General features: G+C 45.1%; 20 protein-coding genes. 3 read left to right on the top strand and 17 right to left on the bottom strand.

Translation table 11 applies throughout. The features are described from left to right. Positions 1-22: 22 nt before the first annotated feature. From BLW49_RS05055 to BLW49_RS05065, 3 genes are all read right to left on the bottom strand, one after another. Entirely contained in the window at positions 23-664 is a 642-nt protein-coding gene (locus BLW49_RS05055; protein WP_076311742.1) for a hypothetical protein, read from the bottom strand. A gap of 157 nt (positions 665-821) precedes the next feature. Then, a complete protein-coding gene (locus tag BLW49_RS05060) occupies positions 822-2,285 on the bottom strand; it encodes an N-acetylmuramoyl-L-alanine amidase family protein (RefSeq protein WP_256209576.1) in 1,464 nt (487 codons plus the stop codon). 158 nt (positions 2,286-2,443) lie between these two features. Beyond that, positions 2,444-2,866, bottom strand: coding sequence for a VanZ family protein (locus BLW49_RS05065; protein ID WP_256209577.1), 423 nt, complete (start codon positions 2,864-2,866; stop codon positions 2,444-2,446). Between the two features lie 242 nt (positions 2,867-3,108). Between BLW49_RS05065 and BLW49_RS05070 the strand changes: the two genes are divergently transcribed. Next, on the top strand, positions 3,109-4,551 hold the full coding sequence (locus tag BLW49_RS05070) for an amino acid permease (RefSeq protein ID WP_090723453.1): 1,443 nt from the start codon (positions 3,109-3,111) through the stop codon (positions 4,549-4,551). Positions 4,552-4,568: 17 nt separating this feature from the next. Here BLW49_RS05070 and BLW49_RS05075 read toward each other — a convergent pair whose 3' ends face one another. The 14 genes from BLW49_RS05075 to BLW49_RS05140 form a co-directional block, all read right to left on the bottom strand. Continuing rightward, positions 4,569-5,057 carry an NUDIX hydrolase gene (locus BLW49_RS05075; protein WP_076311745.1) on the bottom strand — a complete coding sequence of 163 codons (489 nt, stop codon included), beginning with the start codon at positions 5,055-5,057 and terminating at the stop codon, positions 4,569-4,571. Between the two features lie 26 nt (positions 5,058-5,083). Beyond that, positions 5,084-5,512: a hypothetical protein gene (locus tag BLW49_RS05080; protein ID WP_090723454.1), complete on the bottom strand. Its 429-nt coding sequence runs from the start codon at positions 5,510-5,512 to the stop codon at positions 5,084-5,086. Between the two features lie 215 nt (positions 5,513-5,727). After that, positions 5,728-6,510: a Cof-type HAD-IIB family hydrolase gene (locus tag BLW49_RS05085; RefSeq protein ID WP_090723456.1), complete on the bottom strand. Its 783-nt coding sequence runs from the start codon at positions 6,508-6,510 to the stop codon at positions 5,728-5,730. A gap of 72 nt (positions 6,511-6,582) precedes the next feature. Next, the gene (gene rnhA / locus BLW49_RS05090; RefSeq protein WP_090723458.1) at positions 6,583-7,230 is read right to left on the bottom strand and encodes a ribonuclease H; all 648 of its coding nucleotides are present in this window, start codon (positions 7,228-7,230) and stop codon (positions 6,583-6,585) included. A 123-nt stretch (positions 7,231-7,353) separates the two neighbouring features. Next, complete coding sequence (locus BLW49_RS05095; protein WP_256209579.1) at positions 7,354-8,043, bottom strand: class I SAM-dependent methyltransferase; 690 nt, start codon at positions 8,041-8,043, stop codon at positions 7,354-7,356. A gap of 7 nt (positions 8,044-8,050) precedes the next feature. Continuing rightward, entirely contained in the window at positions 8,051-8,527 is a 477-nt protein-coding gene (locus BLW49_RS05100; RefSeq protein WP_076311750.1) for an NUDIX domain-containing protein, read from the bottom strand. Between the two features lie 276 nt (positions 8,528-8,803). Continuing rightward, positions 8,804-9,445 carry a histidine phosphatase family protein gene (locus BLW49_RS05105; protein WP_090723460.1) on the bottom strand — a complete coding sequence of 214 codons (642 nt, stop codon included), beginning with the start codon at positions 9,443-9,445 and terminating at the stop codon, positions 8,804-8,806. 13 nt (positions 9,446-9,458) lie between these two features. Next, positions 9,459-9,803, bottom strand: coding sequence for an SdpI family protein (locus tag BLW49_RS05110; RefSeq protein ID WP_076311752.1), 345 nt, complete (start codon positions 9,801-9,803; stop codon positions 9,459-9,461). 128 nt (positions 9,804-9,931) lie between these two features. Continuing rightward, complete coding sequence (locus BLW49_RS05115) at positions 9,932-10,762, bottom strand: nucleotidyltransferase domain-containing protein (RefSeq protein WP_090723462.1); 831 nt, start codon at positions 10,760-10,762, stop codon at positions 9,932-9,934. 25 nt (positions 10,763-10,787) lie between these two features. Next, entirely contained in the window at positions 10,788-11,213 is a 426-nt protein-coding gene (locus tag BLW49_RS05120) for a GNAT family N-acetyltransferase (RefSeq protein ID WP_076311754.1), read from the bottom strand. A 1-nt stretch (position 11,214) separates the two neighbouring features. After that, the gene (gene thyX, locus BLW49_RS05125) at positions 11,215-11,943 is read right to left on the bottom strand and encodes an FAD-dependent thymidylate synthase (RefSeq protein WP_090723850.1); all 729 of its coding nucleotides are present in this window, start codon (positions 11,941-11,943) and stop codon (positions 11,215-11,217) included. Between the two features lie 154 nt (positions 11,944-12,097). Continuing rightward, the gene (locus BLW49_RS05130) at positions 12,098-12,679 is read right to left on the bottom strand and encodes a DJ-1/PfpI family protein (RefSeq protein ID WP_090723464.1); all 582 of its coding nucleotides are present in this window, start codon (positions 12,677-12,679) and stop codon (positions 12,098-12,100) included. Between the two features lie 489 nt (positions 12,680-13,168). Then, positions 13,169-13,450, bottom strand: a complete 282-nt coding sequence (locus BLW49_RS05135; RefSeq protein ID WP_090723465.1) for a DUF6171 family protein — start codon at positions 13,448-13,450, stop codon at positions 13,169-13,171. A gap of 18 nt (positions 13,451-13,468) precedes the next feature. After that, a complete protein-coding gene (locus BLW49_RS05140; RefSeq protein ID WP_090723467.1) occupies positions 13,469-14,950 on the bottom strand; it encodes an alpha-N-arabinofuranosidase in 1,482 nt (493 codons plus the stop codon). A 331-nt stretch (positions 14,951-15,281) separates the two neighbouring features. Here BLW49_RS05140 and BLW49_RS05145 point away from each other — a divergent pair, with 331 nt between their 5' ends. Then, on the top strand, positions 15,282-17,018 hold the full coding sequence (locus BLW49_RS05145; protein WP_090723469.1) for an ABC transporter ATP-binding protein: 1,737 nt from the start codon (positions 15,282-15,284) through the stop codon (positions 17,016-17,018). Next, positions 17,011-18,864, top strand: a complete 1,854-nt coding sequence (locus BLW49_RS05150; protein ID WP_090723471.1) for an ABC transporter ATP-binding protein — start codon at positions 17,011-17,013, stop codon at positions 18,862-18,864. Before BLW49_RS05145 ends, BLW49_RS05150 begins: the two co-directional genes overlap by 8 nt. The last annotated feature ends 90 nt before the right edge of the window (positions 18,865-18,954 follow it).

The following is an 18,954-nucleotide window of genomic DNA, read 5'->3' on the forward strand; positions in this document are numbered from 1 at the left end:
CCCTCTTATAATTTGCTTCTATTTATGAATAAGCTGAATTCTTAATTGTATCAAAGAAATTGGTATAAGCTCCTGCCAGCTGACTTAAATGCGCTACAGATTTCTTAACGTCTGTTACCTCCAAGCCATGGCCAGCATCTGCAATTTTAATAATATCCAATTGAGTTGAGGCATATGCTTCCAGCTTAGCTCTGCTCTCCTCACTGAACAATGAATCCTTTGTTCCGTAAATAACGAGTCCTGAAGAACGTACAATATAATCCAGCGTACCGTCAAGCGGAGTAAGAAATAGATGCGAAATGTGCTGAGCTTCAATATGCTGTGAAGCATAACCTGCCAGTAATGTTCCCAAGCTCTTGCTTACGAATACCAGCTTGTCGTAACCTTCACTGTAGTGCTGCACGGTCTCTAATACTTCCTCCTCAAGAATTGATCGCTGCTCGCGCTCAAGAGCAACACGAGCGCTTTGAAACCCGTATTCCATTAACAATACATCCAATCCTTGTTCAATTGCGCTCTGAACAGCATAATGCAGAACGGGCAGTTCACAGGAGTAGTTCTGTCCAGGGAGAAAGATAACAAGTGTGTCTGAGCCCTGTGTCGTTTGTCTGATCCGTACATCTGTACCCCAATATGATTCTTCATAAAAAGTATGATGTTCCACGAACTACACCTCGCTTTCCACAATATCACAACCCATTATATCGCAATCTGGAAAATAATAGAATCCATTTTATTAAACAACATAAATGAATATAATCGAATGCAAGGAGGCATCTGCTTCGTGAGCAGATGCCTCCTTTTAGCCAATGCTATATTAGTTATAATTTCAAATACTCTTTAATTCCGTCTGCAATGCTTTGCGCAACTCTGTCCTGGAAGTCCTCATCAAACAAGATTGCTTCTTCTGCTTTATTCGATAAGAAACCGACCTCGAGAAGGGCTGCAGGCATATCTGTGTTCCGCAGTACAGATAAATTCGCTGATTTTACTTTCCGATCCTTAAGCCCTGTTGCCTTGATCATATGCTTATGAATAATATCCGCGAGTGCTTTATCTTCACTTTTCTTATAATAAGTCTCGGTGCCGCTGGCAGAAGGAGATCCCGCGACCGAATTTGCATGAACTGAAATGAAAACATCTGCATTTGCATTATTCGCTATCTCTGCCCGCTCCACAAGCTCCGGATACGTATCGCCATCTCTCGTCATGATGACTTCGATACTCGAAATATTCTGGAGCAGAGCTTCAATTTTCAAGGTGAGTGACAAGGTAAAATCTTTTTCAAGTTTACCTGTTATTCCAACTGCTCCTCCATCATGCGCTCCATGTCCCGCATCCAGAACGATGATTTTTTTGCCTGAACCTGTATTATTACCTGTTCCCGTTCCTGGTGTCTCAGGCAATGGCGTCTCCGGTATTACAGGGTCTGGATGATTCGTATCGTGATTCAAATCGACGATCAGAAGGCTCCCCTCTTGTGTCACCTTGTATCCGGTAACCTCGTTCATATCCAATACGATTCGAACGGTTGAAGGATCTGTACTGAATAGAGCGTATCGAATCTGTGATACCATCGGATAATCCGTGACTTGTATGGAACCCGATGCTTGTGCATTCAGGTCGTTACCAAAGTTTGCAGCAAATTCCGTATTCGGTAGATCAACGACAATGCGATCCGGTCCACTCATGGTAAACACTCTCGGGGTGACCGTACTGCTAGTTGCTACGAGCAGCCTGTTCTCGCTGAAACTAATCCCAGATATCTGTGCAAGCCCTTGATTGATCGTTCCCTCTTCGCCTTGTCCCGCATTGCCCGATCCTGCTGGAGGCTGACTTCCTCCTCCTGAACCGGTAATTTGTTTCAAGCTAGCTGTCTTCGTCTTGTTATCCCAGCCTACATGCAAGCCAAACTGCTCACCTACGAAGCGCAGCGGCACAAGCGTTGTCTTGCTCTTGATGACAGGCGCATTATCGAGAATAACCGACTGGTTGTCCACCAGAGCATTCTTATCATTGATGACCATCTTGATGACGGTGCCATTTTGCTGTATTGTGACCGTTCCTGTCTTCTGTTCCCAACCGACTGTGTATCCCATTTCTTCGGCAACCATACGGATTGGAATCATTACTGATTTATTAATGATCTCAACCTTGGAACTGTCTGAACCGCCGAGCTTCTTGTCATTCAGATAGATACTCGCTTGTCCATCCTCCGCATGACTTAAACCGGGAAGCACCCACAACCCTACAAAAAACAACATAAACAGCAAAATCCTCTTCAAACTCTCACACATCCTTTTGGTCGTCTTGTAAAATCACCAGCATCCTGCATCCTTTTACATCATCTACTATTAAAAACGCGATTTAGCATGATTTGTTGCATGATCCGTTCTTTATTTTTCGAAGTTTAGAAAGACGAAGTAAATACTACATTTATCGGTTAATTACCTTCATTTGTGAAGAAACGGTAGATTTCATAGCCGAGCAATCCGCCTATGACGTTCAAGAACAGATCATCAACGTCTCCTGTTCCGACTCTCAGCAGCATTTGAGCGGTCTCCAGCAAGATAATAAGTGCAGTAAATAGCAATAGAAATTTGGAGAAGCTCCACCTGCTCGGAAAGGCAGCGGGGATTAAATATCCAAAAGGAATGAACACGGCGACATTGCCGACTAAATTAATGAGTGTGTCTAATAGATTACGTGCTGACACATTCGCCAAATATTTTGATATCGTATGAAAAGGAACCATATTATAGCGGTAATCGAGGTGGACCGAGCGATTAAAGCCTGCAAACATGAAATATAGGAGCAGCAAACTGTATGTTATAAGAAGAATACGTACCATGGTTGTCCGTTGCACGATGCCGCACCTCTTGACAGTATAAGATTTAACGACAACATTCCCGAAAACTGCTGAATTTTCCTGCCTATGCTCTATCATAGACGAATTACAATATTTTGCCAATTGATTCAGACCATTTTTTCTATTTCTTTTCGAGAAAATTAGACATGAAACAAATACATGTATCATTTCTCGTCACCAGCACCATATTAAAACACGATTGAGAAAATATATGTGACACGGAGGAGGAAGCTTCTTAGATGAGCAGCTGCAAAGAAAGCGCAAACGATCAAGCCAAGAGCGGGCAAAACCTTAAATGGTGGCAGCTGTCTCTGCTTGGAGTAGCTTGTACCATTGGTACAGGATATTTTCTTGGTTCTGCACTTGCCATTAAAATAGGGGGACCTTCTGTTCTCCTGACTTTTCTGCTGGCTGCCGCAGGAACATATTGTGTATTCGATGTGCTCGCACAAATGACCGCTAATTCACCGGAACAGGGATCTTTCCGATCCTATGCCAAAAAAGCCTATGGGCGCTGGGCAGGCTTCAGCAGTGGTTGGGCTTATTGGTGCTCTGAGCTGCTCATTATGGGAAGTCAGTTGACTGCACTCTCCCTGTTCTCCCGTTTCTGGTTCCCCCAAATTCCTGTATGGATGTTTGCTTCTGGATTTGCAATATTGGGACTCATTGTAGTGATCATTGGAAATAAGCTGTTTGATCCACTGGAGAGTGTAGCAGCCGTTATCAAAATCGCCGCAATCCTCATGTTCATCGTTCTCGGAGCTGCAGCCTTATTCGGCTGGCTGTCGGGAGGCATAGAGCCGCAAATGCCGGTATCTGTCGGCACCTTATTCCCTAACGGTCTGACGGGCGCATGGGCAGCGCTTCTATTTTCGTTCTATGCTTTTGGAGGAATTGAGGTCATGGGGCTCATGGCACTCCGATTAAAGGAGCCGAAAGAAGCGCCAAAAGCCGGCAGAACGATGATCCTTCTGCTGGCGATCATATACATTATCTCGTTGTTCCTGGTCGTATCCATCGCGCCATGGCGTGGTTTTGGTACGAAGGAAAGTCCTTTTATCCAAGCTTTGGACACATATCAACTTCCTTTTGTACCACATATTATGAATGGGGTCCTAATCGTTGCTGGGTTTTCTACGATGGTTGCATCCCTGTACGCGGTAACGACCATGCTCATCACGCTTGCACAAGACAAAGACGCCCCTCCTCTTTTTGCCAAAAAGGTGAAGAAGCGTTTCCCGGTTTACTCGTTTGGAATGACTGCAGCAGCACTATGTGCATCCATCGTTCTGGCACTGCTGCTTCCAGGCACACTGTACGAATATGTCACTACGGCCGCTGGCCTGATGCTTCTATTTAACTGGACTTTTATCCTTATCACCGCCGGCAAGCTTCTGAAGCTTACTACATTTGGACAGATCAAGAGATACGGTGGCATCCTTCTCATCCTGCTTGCCATAACAGGAACATTGTTTCATAGCACAAGCCGGCCCGGTTTCTGGATCAGTTTCTTGTTCATCGCCTGTATTGGGTTGATTACCTGGTTTATGCACAGCAAGATCTGGAGTGAAAAAGGAAACAATAATCAGAAACACAAGACGGATAAACATCTCATTGAACAGTTAAAGAAAGATCGGCATCGCTTCCCTGCCCGTGTCAGAAAAGCAAAACAAAATCGATAAAATGCGATAAGCCACAGTCAATCACGAACGACTCTATGCTTCAGATAGAACATCAAGGCTGCCCGGTCGATATCCGAAAACTGAAGAGGATTCTGTTCCATCATGGAGGCTATATTCTTTACGTTTATCCAGGCCGGGTTCAGCGATTCATCTCCTGCTTCGAGGAGCTTTCCTTCCGCCTTGCATATAAAATACATTCCTATCGAATCAATGGGGCCCTTCGTTGTTTGATGGGCACAAAAGGGCTCGACAACCTCTACTTCAAAGTCAGGATTAATACCGGTCGTGTCGATTCGCTTGGAAGCGCCCTCAATGCGAGTCACCTTAAGCCCGGTCTCCTCTTCCACTTCCCTGATCAGCGCTTGATAAATCGGTTCGTACAGCTCGATTCTGCCTCCAGGGAGTTCAAGACATTCCTGCCCGGGTTTGTTCCGGCTCTGAATAACAAGCTCAGTTCCTTGCTTGCTGTCCCGCTCAACAAAAGCTCTTGCGTTGACGTAGAACATGGTCATCCTCCTTCTCGAGATATTCTCTAATCATCCAGCTTCCATAACCTCGAGTCTTTATTTCGTATAAATACAGCGCTCTTCTGCTTGATGGCTCGCTCGTACAAGTCCATCTCAAAGTCGCCAGCTGAACGTGACAGCTCGATATAGCGTATTGCTGTGTTATTCTGGACAAAGACAAGCAGTGTTATGGAGTCTGAATATTGAACAGCATCAGGCACTTCATCCATATTGCGAACATCAATTGACGAAGGATCTAGATAAGGACCGAATATGTACAGCTCTTCCCAAGAAAATGGGGTTAGTTCTTCTAATTCAATACGATCTCCAGCTTGAGCTCCGGTTAACCTGCTTACCAACTCAGCATCGTCGAAGGGACGCGGACTTTCAATCCAATCCCATAGGAAGATGAATAAGGTTATCAACCATAATAACATATATATCCACTTTTTCATGTAATGGTTCTCCCCTTATATGTTAAATTTTTTAGTAAAAACGCAAACACACCTGCTACCTGCTGTCTTATTGTGATGAGAAATGGAGTTTACTTATAGGACTTGTGTAACCTGAAATAAATAGCATTCATAATTTTTTCACGAGTAAGAAAATACAAAAAAAGACGGATCCCTGTTCGGATCCATCTTCTCTCATCTCAACATATTGGGTTAGATTACAGCAAGCCTGCATACTCCAGTCCTCTACGGATGCCCTTCTCGTCTACCGAGCTTGTCACATGATTGGCATAGGATTTAACCTCATCGTTCGCATTCCCCATGGCAATTCCAAGTCCGACATAAGACAGCATTTCCACATCATTCAAGCCATCGCCAAAGGCAACAACCTCTTCCTTGGATCGTCCGATATGCTTAAGAACAGCCTCGATTCCCTTGGCCTTTGAGCCCCCCGCCGGAATGACATCCATTGCGTACTTATGCCATCTGACAAAATGAAGATCGTCATAACCTGCTTCCTTTGCTGTGTACAAATGCTCTTCATGCTCCTGGCAGTATAAGAGTGCTTGGTAGATTGGTGCTTCCTTCCAGTAACCTGTCTTGTACCCCGGTACTTCAACTTGAAGCGTTTGAAAGGAAGCGGCTATGAACTCGTGAAGCTCCATATTGGAGAATCCAGCCTCTGCTCCCTGCATGACAATGGGATGATTGTGCGACAGGGCACTGTTCTCTAGTCTCTCAAGCGTATTTGTGTGAATAGGGTGTGAATATATCATCTCACCTTTATAAACAACATAAGATCCATTAAGACTAATGAAGGAGTCAATACCCAGCTGGGACATGTATTTCGTAAAATAATAAGGTGCTCTTCCGGTCGCAATAAAGACATCTGTCCCTTTGGCCTTCAATTCGTTGATCGCCTCGATCGTATCTTGTGGTATTACCTTCTCATCATTGACTAATGTTCCATCGATATCAAAAAATACTACTTTATAGGTCATGATTGTAACATCCTCCATCGCTGTGCTAAATACAATTTTCTAATTATTGCTAGATGCAAGGCAAATGCACGGCTATTTCCTTCCGTAATCGGCCTTAATCTCTCCCCACGCTTTGGTTTCCCACTTCAGTATTTTATTATTGTAAGTATGAGTGGCAAGCCATTTCTCGGCCCGATCAATCATATCCCAAATCTGCTGGGTGGAAGTATCCCGCTTCAGTGTCGTTGCAGCCTTCTTCTGCCTGACCCACTTCATTGCATTCACAGAATCACTATAAATAGTCTTGCTGCTGCCCTGCTGCTGTAAATACGCCAGAGCATGTACAATGGCAAGGAACTCTCCAATATTATTCGTCCCATTCGGAATAGGACCCACACTAAACAAGACATCTCCTGTCCGGGTGTCTACACCCTTATACTCCATCGGTCCGGGATTGCCTCTTGTTCCTACGTCCACAGATATACTATCGTAATCGATTTCAGAGGCAATTGCCTCAGCAGATGCCCCCTTGCTGCTGACACTGCCTTGAGATTTGCCCGCGGTGTTACCCCATATGCCTTTCCATCCGCTTGTATAAGCTTTTTCAGCCTCTGCCTTGGATTCAAATGCTTTATATTTTGCACCGGTCACTCCGTTCACCTGCTGCTGGCATGCTGGCCAGCTGGTATAGATCCCGGGTGTTTTTCCTTCCCATACCACATAATACTTTTGCTTCGCCATATTTTCCTCCATATCATTCCCTAACGCGTTATTATCTACAATACCTTCTTACAGCCTTGGATGCAAAAAAAAGAACACCTAAGTTCCAGAAGTTATTGAACTCGAGTGTCCTTATATGACCTATCACCTAGATAATTTAAGCATTTGGTTCGCTCCACGCTGAAATTCGTAAGATACATTAACTAGCTCACTCGTCCATCCTTCTCTATCTACATATGAAAGGACTTCATCTAGTAATGGATATCTCCTGCCATCCAGCTGAATAATGGGATAAATCCGAATTTCCTCTTCAGCCACTCTCATCATCTCTTGTAATGTATCTAGATGAAATTGAAGAGACAAACGCTCACCATACATGAACAAAAAATGTGCACTTAATATCAGATCAAACTGCTTATCTTGAAAGGGTAACTGAGGAAGTGCCGCCTCTATGTAATTCTCTGGATTTGCTCGCCTATCTGTTGTACTTAAGCCAAGAGCATGGGTTCGATGGTCTAAGAGATCGGCCAAATTGGAAAAATAATTCCATTTGTACTGATCCTGAGCCTTAGACATTTGCTCCATCGCATGTTTGATATCTTCTTTGCCTTTGGCATACAGGATATCCCATGAATAAGCATAGGCAATGTCCACGGATTTCGCCTTACCTCCACGTTGATTCGCAACAGCCGTAAAGGAACAAGCTCCGCCTGGACAATCCAAAATACGCTTTGATGCAATGTCATCGTTAGAAATTTGAAACATGTGTTCATATTCTTCATATGAACGCCCAATAAATATAATACGATTCAAGTCTAGGCCACTGTTCTTCATACTTCGCTCAGCTCACGATATGTTTGATGCCATTGGCAGTATTAATATCTTTCAACTCAGGAACAACAAATTCAGGCACAACCCAATGCCGCTCTAATTCATCCAGCGGAATCCATTTGTACACGTAATCTTTGTTCGCTCCTGCAAACTCGCATGTCTTTTTGAAGATCGGATGCTTAAGGGGAAGCTCTAACAGGAAAAACATTCCTGACTCATGAATTTGTATCGTCGGAGAGATCGGCAATTCAATCACATTCTCGATCAGCCATACCTGCTGTTCACTGATGACAGGCACACCAAGCCATTCATATATCATCTTACCAATCGTGTACTCCGGAGAATCATCAGCCTCTACACTGCCTCCAGGCAAAAACCAATAAGGCTGGTTTCGTTCTCTTTGCAGCAGCACTTTGCCTTCGTGAATGATTATTCCCCCTGTTGTTGTGTGATATTGAATCGATTCATGTTCATAGGATATCATCATCACTATTCCTCCTTAAATACAAAGCGACTGAATGAAAATCGGGTCCTTTTGTCCCACACCATACATAGCTTCTCTCAAACCCGTTCTATCCATGCCTACAGTAAAAGACATTCGTAAATATAATAACAAGCCTGGTCAGGGAATAGTTTGATTTTTTCAAAATTTATTTTTATTTTTTTATGTAATTGCTTGAATCAATTTCATATTATGAAATTGATTCAATTGCTGAGATACTAAATAAAAAGAAGCAGTGCACTATTGCATCTGCTCCTTTATCTAGGTACCATTCATTCCGGCTGTCTCAGGGTAATGTGAAATATCCGCATGAAGCATGACTTCAGGCTTGTTCTCTTCATCAAATACAATCTTGCACAGGGAAACAGGGTGAATATAAGGCAAATCCCATAACGTATCAAGCGAGCGCTGCTCGATCCATGTCATCAGCAGCTTAACCACTACCGTATGGGTTACGATAAGAATCGTCTTTCCCTGATTTACGTTTAGAATATGCTTCAGTTCTTGCTGCGCTCTGGTCATCGTTTCGATGTAGGTTTCTCCACCGTCTGCAGCGAACACTTCCGGTTCCTCCCAATATTGCTGGTACTTCACCGGCTCCTCCACTTTCAGCTCGTCTCCGGTTCGGCCTTCCCATAGCCCCAGATTCATTTCCCTCAAGTTATCCGTTAGATTCATAGGTATCTCGCGGCCGCCGCGGATCAGCTCTGCAGTATGAACTGCTCTGCCGCTTGAGCTTGTGTAGATTGCATCAATAGGCTCCTCAACGAGCGCTTCACCGAGCCAGCGTGCTTGACGGATTCCGAGCTCCGTTAACGGCGAGTCTTGATGTCCCTGCATTTTGCCCAGCACGTTCCATTCTGTCTGTCCGTGCCTTACGATGTATATCGTCGTAACTGACATATTGTTCCTCCATTTAGTAGGTTCTATCTTCTAATTCCTTCAGTCTGCGTTCGACGACCACAAACAGGAGCAGATTGAACATCAGCATAAGTCCGACCAGAATGCCAAAGCCCTCCATACCGCGAACAAACCTGGATACAAACAAACCGATAATAATATAGAAGATACCTATTCCGACCATCCAGACTGCACTATAACGATTGGCTTCCTTCCACATGCGTTCACTTTTCATGGAACGATTCGTCCGATAACCATAAATGTGGTTCATTCGTTTAGGAGGTCTGATTCGCATGAATAGTCCTAGAATGATAAATATAACCCCAACAAAGCTAAACACCACAAGATTCTCCACATCCATAGGCACCCTCCTTTTCACTGCTTAAGTTAGAGGAGCTCTTTGCTGAACTTTGCCGTCAATTATCTACTGGATAACTGCATAGGCGATAACTCCATTTTAGCATGAAGCTGCCATTACCAGAACCTCTGTTAATCATTTATAACGCTTGTTATATCTATATCGGGCATGTGTATCCTAATCAAATCCAATGTTTCGTAAATGAGCTCCGACAGCAGCTCGATGGACTCTTCCATAGGCAGCTGCCACACCATATTCATCCGATGTTCCAAGTTAATTGGTTTGATGCTCATCTGCTCATAAATTTGCCGCACACTTTTCCATTTTCCCGGATGATACATTCGGTTTAATCCGCACAAAATGGACAGCAGCTTATCTTGGTTTCGAAGCTTCCCTTCTATTACGTATAAATGATCACTTCGTTCCATATAGGATGCTTTAAGCACGGGCTCGGGGAAAAAATCGAGATTTGATTTTATTAAAACAGTTGCAAGTTCCTCTGGATATTGACTCAGCCTAGCCTTCCAGCCTTTGATTAATCCCACAGGATCATATAATGTTCTAGCCTTAAGGAGGCCAGTCGCAACCGTATGAGTGTTCAAACTAATATCATAATCTTCTAGCAATGAATCCAGCTTACGACAGACAAATCTTTCAGAGAAATATACGACTTCACATTTGATCTGATGCACCCAATAATTGACGGCCAGAACTTCTTCCGTTACAGCTATGATCTTGCCCTGACAGATCTGAAGATCTTGATCTACATACTTTTTTAACTGATCAGAAATGGTGTTTTCTACATAGGCGATAATATCAATATCTGAGGAAGGATAGACAAACCCGGAAGCAACTGAACCTGTAACAGCAATCGCTTTAATATCAGGCACATGATTCTTTATGCTCTCTGACTTCTCTTGTGCTATGGCAAATAAATAACTATGCAAGTCCGATTGAATCATTCTGCACGCCTCCTGTTCAGCAGCATCATTCTACATCCGTGTCAGAAGAACGAAGAAGAACATCGTCACGCCCGGTCCAGCCCATACGAGACCAAAAAGCCTTTCCCGCCTCATTCGAGTCGAGCACCATAATATGCGCACGCTGTATGCCTGCTTCCCGCAGTAATGCTATAGCATGGCGAACTAAATTTTTGGCAATGGATTGTCCCCGAAATCCAGGCTCCACTGCTAAATGATACAGATATCCTCTTCTTCCGTCATGACCGGAGAGCAGTGTTCCAATGATCCTTCCATTGTTCACCGCTACCTGACTGAAGCCTTGATTCCGCTCGAGGTACAGCTGTATAGACTCCCTGGAATCCGCACTACTGAGTCCCATCCCTTCTGTCCTATTCCAAAGAGCGAAGCTCTCCTCATAGTCTTCTATTACCATCTTACGAAATTCAATCATATTAAGCTTCCTCCACTGTTATGCTGTCCAGGTCAACCATCTCTTTAAGTGCATACGGAAAAAGGGGTTCACATAAATTCAAAATGGCTTTGGCATACAGCTGTATTTCTTTTTGAGCATCATGCATCAGACGTTGGTTCAGGAAATGACACACGGATTGAAGAGATGCCGTCCAATACCAGCGGATGTACATTCCGTATGAAGGCAAGAACAGTCTGGCCTGCTCGGCACACACCCCTCTCTTAAGTGCTTCCTCATATTTTTGTACCCCCAGCTCTATGTAATCTATTAACTCCTGAGTCAGCTTCGTTCCTTCTTCGGTCGTTAGCGGTGCTCCGCTGCCTTGCTTAGAATTCTCCGGTGCACTCCTCCACTCATGATGTTGTGGAATGTAGAATTCCGGTTCTTCTGTTATGTACCTGCGGCTGGATTCATTCCAGGCCTCCATACTATCGCCTGTTCCTTCCATATGACTAGACCCAATAACATACTTCCACCACTGTCTGGCTACCATGAGCGGGGCATAAACCTCAAACTGAAGCATCACGTGCCGAAACGGAGAGGTATGTCCCTCCCTTGCCAGAAACTGAATAAGCCGGACATCTCGATCTGATAATGTGGTAGACTCCTTCGCATAGGATACTCTAGCCGCGTTGACAATGGTCAGGTCAGAGCCCATATGATTCACCAGCCTGACGTAGCCTTTGTCCAGCACTTGTTCAAATGACATGAATATACCTTCTTTCTCTGCTTTATCCTCACATTTTACTGGATTTCCCATTCTCGTTCCAGATCACTTTTTAAAATAAAAAAACACCTCCTTTGCTTGTACAAAAGAGGTGTTCATTCCTAGTTTTTAATCAGCACCATTTTTGATTGGAATGCTAAGCCGTTACGATATCGCGTTGTCTATAAGGGTAATCCATTTGCTTTCTGATCTGCTGGACCTGTTCATCTGGAACAAAGAGACCCAGCACATACAGACCAAGATCAATGGAAGCGGCTACCCCTCCGCCGGTAATGACATGTCCATCCCGTACCAGCCGGCATTTAACGACTTCTTTGCAATAAGGAGCAAGCAGATCATAATGGAAAGGATGTGTTGTCGCTCTCTTATCTGTCAGAAACCCAGCGGCACCGAGCAGTAACGAGCCTGTACAGGCGGATACCTTGAACTTCGTGTCTGCCGCTCCTTTAAACCAATTCATAAACTCATCATTGGATGGGAGGGTTCTTGTTCCTGATCCCCCGGGAACAAATACCATATCATAATCCTTTAAATCGGGTTTTACTTTCGTGACCTTCACCGTCATTCCATGCTCATCACTAACTTCCTGCTGAACTCCGCATATGTCCCATGTGGTGTCATTCGTTTCTGTACAAGATTTTAATCTGGAGATTACATCATAAAAACCGATAAAATCCAAAAAAGTCATGCCATTGAACACTACCATAGCTATCTTCACATCGAACACCTCTCTCAAATAATGATCTGGAAAAGGCACTACACCTTTATTATAGGTTAATTTGTATTATTTGCATCATTTCATAACTCAAAAGGTGGTTTTGAAACCTCATCAATGTACATTCACCAATGATGAGGGTCAAGAATCACCAATGGCAAAATGATCGAACCCAAGCATTCGTTGATGGAGCCTTCTACAGCAGGTCCAACTCAAAATAAAAAGGTCCGACCTCTGCTTCGCCAAGCAATGCAGTATCGGACCTATTTACTCTCCCCCACTTCCTCGGATAGGTGGGGGCACCCTTTCAAGCCGGCTCATATGCGAAGGAAACGAAATGCTCAGAGGAAGAAGCGCCAGCGTTCGTATTTGGCCTGGAATGATTACATCTTAAAATCCAATCCTATCATTCCAGGCCAAGAACGATCGTACTTGAGCATTCGTTGACGAAGCACCCAAGAGCCGGCCCTCGACGCTTCCCTTGGCCTGTATTTACCTCTCCCACTTAGGCTCAAACGGATAAGGACATGTCGCCTCCAGCACCTTCGCCTTCAATGGAATGAGACAGCCGCAATATCGGCAGGTCGTTCCATACATGAAGCCGTCACAGCTCCTGCATGCAGCAAGGCGCTCTCGGTATAGCTCGCGGCCGGCTTCCTCCTTGCCTGTATTGCTCTCGGTATAAGCCTCTTCCAGCTGCTCCAGTTCAGATGCACTGACATGAACGCTTGCGGTACAGCCCTTGCAGAGCTCCGTTTCAGATCTCGTCGCCATCTTGGAAGTCACCCTTTCTTAAGAAACGATCTTAATCACCGCCACGGAAGCGGCAGGAAGTGAGAATCGCACCGAGTTCTGTTCTACAGTGATTCCTTCCAATACTTTTGGCGCTACTTGCTCTGGGCTGCCAAAGGAATTGTGAGCATCAAGCTCGCTTGCTGTCAGTACTTGACCACTGATCTCTACTCCGCTTAAGCCTACCAGATCCAAATCTACCGTAAGGGAATCCGCATGGCTGAGATTACAAGCAGAGACATGAATATGTCCATTCGCATCTACCGATGAGGAGATGCTCAGCTGCGGAATCTCATCTGTTCCATTGGAATAGGAAGGGCTCACATAATGGGTTTGCAGCAGATGTGCGTCCTGATGCACCTTAAACATGTTAAACACATGATACGTCGGTGTAAGTACCATATTTGCACCTTCTGTCAGAATCATCGCCTGAAGCACGTTAACGATCTGCGCGATGTTCGTCATTTGGACACGATCAGAATGCTCATGGAACAGGTTAAGATTAATACCTGCTACAAGTGCATCGCGCAGTGTATTTTGCTGATACAGGAAGCCCGGATTGGTCCCTGGCTCAACCTCAAACCATGTGCCCCACTCATCAATGATGAGACCTACCTTTTTCTCAGGATCATATTTATCCATGATGGCAGAATGCTTAACAATGAGCTCTTCCATATATAATGTAGCTTTTAAAGTAGTAAACCAATCCTCTGCCGTAAATCCGGTTGCACTGCCCTTCTTCTCCCAGATGCCTGTGCCGGTTGTGTAATAATGAAGGCTCAGCCCATTCATAAATTTGCCCGCTTCCCGCATGAGCACTTCCGTCCAGTGGTAATCTGCTGTATTCGGTCCGCAAGCGATTTTGTAAACCGACTCGGAAGTGTAGTTACGTACATACGTCGCATAACGACGATACAGATCCGCGTAGTATTCCGGTCTCATATTACCGCCGCAGCCCCAGCTTTCATTGCCGACACCAAAGTACTTCACATTCCACGGCTCTTCTCTTCCGTTCTGTGCCCGCAGACTCGCCATCGGGGATTGACCCCCGTTATTCATGTATTCGACCCATTGCTGCATTTCATAAACGGTCCCGCTTCCCACATTGCCGCAGATGTAAGGCTCGGCTCCGATCAGCTCGCACAAACGCATAAACTCATGTGTGCCAAAATGATTATTCTCTTCTACTCCACCCCAATGTGTATTCAGCATCCGAGGACGGTTCTCATAAGGACCGATTCCGTCCTGCCAATGATATTCGTCGGCGAAGCAGCCACCCGGCCAGCGAAGCACAGGAACCCGCAATTCTTTAAGTGCTCCAATTACATCATTACGAATCCCATCCGTGTTCGGTATCGGTGAATCGTAACCCACCCAGATGCCCTCATATACGCAGCGTCCCAGATGCTCCGAGAATTGACCATAGATATTTTTGTTAATCTGACTCTTTCGAACATCCGTATGTACAACGACTTTAACCATGTAATTACCTCCAATTGAATTAATAAAATAATAAATCCATTGAATTGAATCATCAAACTATGTATCCATAATAAACCTAATTTTATTACTGTGTAAACGCTTATTTTAATGTTTATAGAAATTATATTTTCATTAATCCAATATATAGTGAGCCATACAACCTACTTGAAGACATATCCCCATTCTGAATCTGAATTTGCACAAAAGGATCCTGTTAATTAAAAACAGGAAAGAGTCAATTGACAAATAACGATATATCGTATAAGTTAACAGCAGTTCAGTATAATTAGAAAAAAATAACGATTTTAAAACACATTGAAAGGTGAATTTTATGTCCAGACTGCTTCCATTTTTGAGGCCTTATCTTGCGGCCAGCATCCTTGCTCCGCTTCTAATGCTGCTTGAAGTATGCATGGATCTTCTCCAGCCGCGACTAATGGCGAGCATCGTTGATGAAGGCATTATGAAAAACGATCTTGCCCATATCCGGGATACGGGACTGCTGATGATTGGAGTAGCACTGATCGGGCTGATTGGCGGCGCGGGGTGCAGCATATTTTCCAGTATCGCTTCCCAGAGCTTTGGCAAGGATCTGCGAATTAAACTGTTTGAACGTATTCAATCCTTCTCCTTTCTCAATCTGGATGTGCTGAAAACAGGATCACTTATTACCCGTCTGACGAATGACGTTGTTCAGCTCCAAACCTTTGTGCAGATGATCCTTCGTACTTTTGTCAGGACGCCGCTGCTGCTGGTAGGCAGCCTTGTAATGGCTATACTGCTCAGTCCAAGCTTGACCACGATATTGTTCGTATCCGTACCTGCACTCTTTCTCATCCTTTTTATATTGATGAAGCGTTCTTTCCCGCTCTTTACCAAAATGCAGGCCAAGCTGGATAGCGTTAATACGGTGCTTCAGGAGAATTTATCCGGCATTCGTGTAATCAAGGCATTTGTTCGTAAAGGTCATGAGCAGCAAAGATTCGGCAACGCAAATGAGGAATATACCGACGCGGCGATTCGCGCCAATCGACTGATGGCACTTAACATGCCGCTGATGACGCTCATTCTTAACTTCAGCATTGTTGCCGTATTATGGTTTGGCGGCTTGCAGCACTGGGGCGGCGGGCTCGAGATCGGTAAGCTGATTGCATTTATCAATTATGTGACCCAGCTGCTGATGTCCATGCTGATGCTAAGTAACATGCTCGCTTTTGTCTCGCGTGCCAAAGTATCGGCTGATCGGGTAAATGAAGTGCTGGAGACCCAATCCGAAATCATGAATCCTTCAGCTCCTGTCGATCCAGATCAAGCTAAGCGCGGCTGTGTTGAATTCAAAGATGTATCTTTTGCCTACAGCTCTAATGGCGGTGACCTTACATTAAGAAATATCAGCTTCACGGTTCAGCCAGGAGAGACTCTGGCCATACTCGGGGCTACAGGATCAGGAAAATCCTCGCTCGTCAGTCTGATTCCGCGTTTATATGAGGCTAGCAGTGGAGAAATTCTGGTGAACGGTGTGAATGTCCAGCAGCTTGATCTTAACTACCTCAGACAGGAAGTAGCCATGGTCATGCAGCAGGCTCTTCTCTTCAGCGGTACGATTCGGGATAATATCCGCTATGGAAATCCGGATGCTTCCGAAGATGATATCCTGCGGGCGGCAACGGCTGCTGAAGCTGATCCATTTATCCAGCAGCTGGAGCATGGATATGATACACAGCTTGGACAACGGGGGATCAATTTGTCCGGCGGACAAAAGCAGCGGATATCTATAGCCAGAGCACTCCTCACCAATCCTTCCATATTAATTCTGGATGACAGCACCAGTGCAGTAGATTTGAAGACGGAGGCTCGAATTCAGCAGGCTCTAGAGACCGAAATGAAGAATACGACAAGGCTGATTATTGCTCAGCGGATCTCATCCGTCATGCGGGCAGATCAGATTCTTGTGCTGGACCAAGGGGCCATCGCTGCCATGGGTACTCATGAAGAGCTGATGCTGACGAGCCAAGTCTATCAGGATATTTATCGCTCTCAGCGTAAGGAGGAATCATCTTATGTCTGATAAGCAGCCGTTGAACAAACCTGCTTTTGCCATGCCTGGGCCGGGACCCCGAGGGCCTGCAGGCGGACAGCCCGCCGGCTCCATCAAAGTAAGACCCAAAAATACAGCTGCAACCATCAAGCGAATATGGAATTATCTGAACAAGCAGCGGTCTGCCTTGCTTATCGTCTACCTGTTCACCATACTAAGCGCACTCATCGCTTTGGCTGGACCTTATTTAATCGGGGTGGCGATCGATGATTATATTGTTCCTGGAGATTATACAGGACTAATTCGTTTATGCATGATTATGCTGGCCTTATACTTGTTAGGCAGTATCGTTACCTGGATTCAGTCATATGTCATGACCAGTGTATCGCAAAAAACGGTACTTCATCTTAGAAATGATCTCTTCGGCAAATATCAGGACCTCCCGGTTCAATTCTTTGACACTCGGAACAATGGTGAGCTGATGAGCCGGGCGACGAATGATATCGAGAACGTGTCCAACACACTGAATCAAAGTGTCACTCAGCTGCTGAACAGTCTCGTTACCCTTATCGGGTCCTTAGTGATTATGCTCAGCCTGAACGTGCCGCTAACACTCGTCGCACTAATCAGCATTCCACTCGTCCTGATCTCAACCCGTCAGATTGTGAAGTACACCCGTATTTATTTTAAGGGACAACAGCAGCAGCTCGGCCAGTTAAACGGCATGATTGAAGAAACGATCAGCGGTCAAAAGGTCGTCAAGCTCTACCGGCGGGAAGAACAAGAAACCGTACGATTCAAGGACATTAGCGAACAGCTTAACAAGGTTGGAATTAAGGCTCAGATCGTATCAGGTATGATGGGCCCCTTCATGAATGTCATCAATAACTTAAGCTTTGCGCTTATTGCTGCTGTAGGCGGATGGATGGTGTTTCAGAATGAGATGGTGTCTGTCGGGATTGTTGTGAGCTTCCTGAACTATTCCAAGCAGTTTGGCCGACCGATCTCAGAGCTTGCCAATCAGTATAACCTGATACAATCTGCGGTAGCTGGGGCTGAGCGAGTATTTGAGATTATGGATCTGAAATCTGAGTATGAGGATGAGCAGGATCACGCCAAGACCCCTACAAATATCCAAGGCTCTGTTAAGTTTGATCAAGTAAGCTTCCATTACAAACCGGAGAAGCCGATTCTAACGGACATCAGCTTTGAAGCTCATCCCGGAGAGAAGATCGCCCTTGTTGGACCGACTGGAGCAGGCAAAACGACCATCGTCAATTTGCTTACCCGCTTTTACGAAACAGCGAGCGGGGATATCTTAGTGGATGGCAGATCAATTCGTTCGCTGGATAAGAAGAATCTTCGCAAGCAGCTCGGTATGGTGCTGCAGGATGCGCATGTGTTCTCCGGAACGATTCGAGATAACATCGCCTTTGGCAGATTGGATGCAACAGATGAAGAGATCCAGCAGGCAGCCGTAATGGCAAATGCCGATCCATTTATCCGCAGATTACCGGACGGCTACGATACGAAGCTTAGTGCAGAAGGCGGCAACCTAAGTCATGGTCAGCGTCAGCTGCTCACGATCGCTCGAGCTATACTTGCGAATCCGGCTATACTGATATTGGATGAGGCCACGAGCAGTGTCGATACTAGAACCGAGATGTATATTCAAGAAGCGATGAAGACGTTGATGCAAGGCAGAACCAGCTTTGTAATTGCTCACCGTCTCAGTACGATTCAAGATGCCGACCGTATTCTTTACATGGAGAATGGATGCCTTGTTGAGCAAGGAACTCATGAGGAGCTGCTCGCAATCGGACCGGAAGGCCGTTATTACAAGCTGTTCACCAGCCAATTCCATCAAGCCATCTGACATATAAGCTCTATAATTAAGTTAGATTCATAGCGCATCACATAAAAAAGCACACGCTCTGCAGATCTTCCTTGCAGAAACGTGTGCTTC

The sequence above is a fragment of the Paenibacillus sp. PDC88 genome, from assembly GCF_900106725.1.
GTDB classification, from domain to species: Bacteria; Bacillota; Bacilli; order Paenibacillales; family Paenibacillaceae; genus Paenibacillus; species Paenibacillus shunpengii.

What these genes read in the sequence shown, in the direction of transcription:
- BLW49_RS05070 (WP_090723453.1), top strand. Translation starts at nt 3,109, where the DNA reads ATGAGCAGCTGCAAAGAAAGCGCAAACGATCAAGCCAAGAGCGGGCAA.
- BLW49_RS05075 (WP_076311745.1), bottom strand. Translation starts at nt 5,057, where the DNA reads ATGTTCTACGTCAACGCAAGAGCTTTTGTTGAGCGGGACAGCAAGCAA.
- BLW49_RS05080 (WP_090723454.1), bottom strand. Translation starts at nt 5,512, where the DNA reads ATGAAAAAGTGGATATATATGTTATTATGGTTGATAACCTTATTCATC.
- BLW49_RS05085 (WP_090723456.1), bottom strand. Translation starts at nt 6,510, where the DNA reads ATGACCTATAAAGTAGTATTTTTTGATATCGATGGAACATTAGTCAAT.
- rnhA (WP_090723458.1), bottom strand. Translation starts at nt 7,230, where the DNA reads ATGGCGAAGCAAAAGTATTATGTGGTATGGGAAGGAAAAACACCCGGG.
- BLW49_RS05095 (WP_256209579.1), bottom strand. Translation starts at nt 8,043, where the DNA reads ATGAAGAACAGTGGCCTAGACTTGAATCGTATTATATTTATTGGGCGT.
- BLW49_RS05100 (WP_076311750.1), bottom strand. Translation starts at nt 8,527, where the DNA reads ATGATGATATCCTATGAACATGAATCGATTCAATATCACACAACAACA.
- BLW49_RS05105 (WP_090723460.1), bottom strand. Translation starts at nt 9,445, where the DNA reads ATGTCAGTTACGACGATATACATCGTAAGGCACGGACAGACAGAATGG.
- BLW49_RS05110 (WP_076311752.1), bottom strand. Translation starts at nt 9,803, where the DNA reads ATGGATGTGGAGAATCTTGTGGTGTTTAGCTTTGTTGGGGTTATATTT.
- BLW49_RS05115 (WP_090723462.1), bottom strand. Translation starts at nt 10,762, where the DNA reads ATGATTCAATCGGACTTGCATAGTTATTTATTTGCCATAGCACAAGAG.
- BLW49_RS05120 (WP_076311754.1), bottom strand. Translation starts at nt 11,213, where the DNA reads ATGATTGAATTTCGTAAGATGGTAATAGAAGACTATGAGGAGAGCTTC.
- thyX (WP_090723850.1), bottom strand. Translation starts at nt 11,943, where the DNA reads ATGTCATTTGAACAAGTGCTGGACAAAGGCTACGTCAGGCTGGTGAAT.
- BLW49_RS05135 (WP_090723465.1), bottom strand. Translation starts at nt 13,450, where the DNA reads ATGGCGACGAGATCTGAAACGGAGCTCTGCAAGGGCTGTACCGCAAGC.
- BLW49_RS05140 (WP_090723467.1), bottom strand. Translation starts at nt 14,950, where the DNA reads ATGGTTAAAGTCGTTGTACATACGGATGTTCGAAAGAGTCAGATTAAC.
- BLW49_RS05145 (WP_090723469.1), top strand. Translation starts at nt 15,282, where the DNA reads ATGTCCAGACTGCTTCCATTTTTGAGGCCTTATCTTGCGGCCAGCATC.
- BLW49_RS05150 (WP_090723471.1), top strand. Translation starts at nt 17,011, where the DNA reads ATGTCTGATAAGCAGCCGTTGAACAAACCTGCTTTTGCCATGCCTGGG.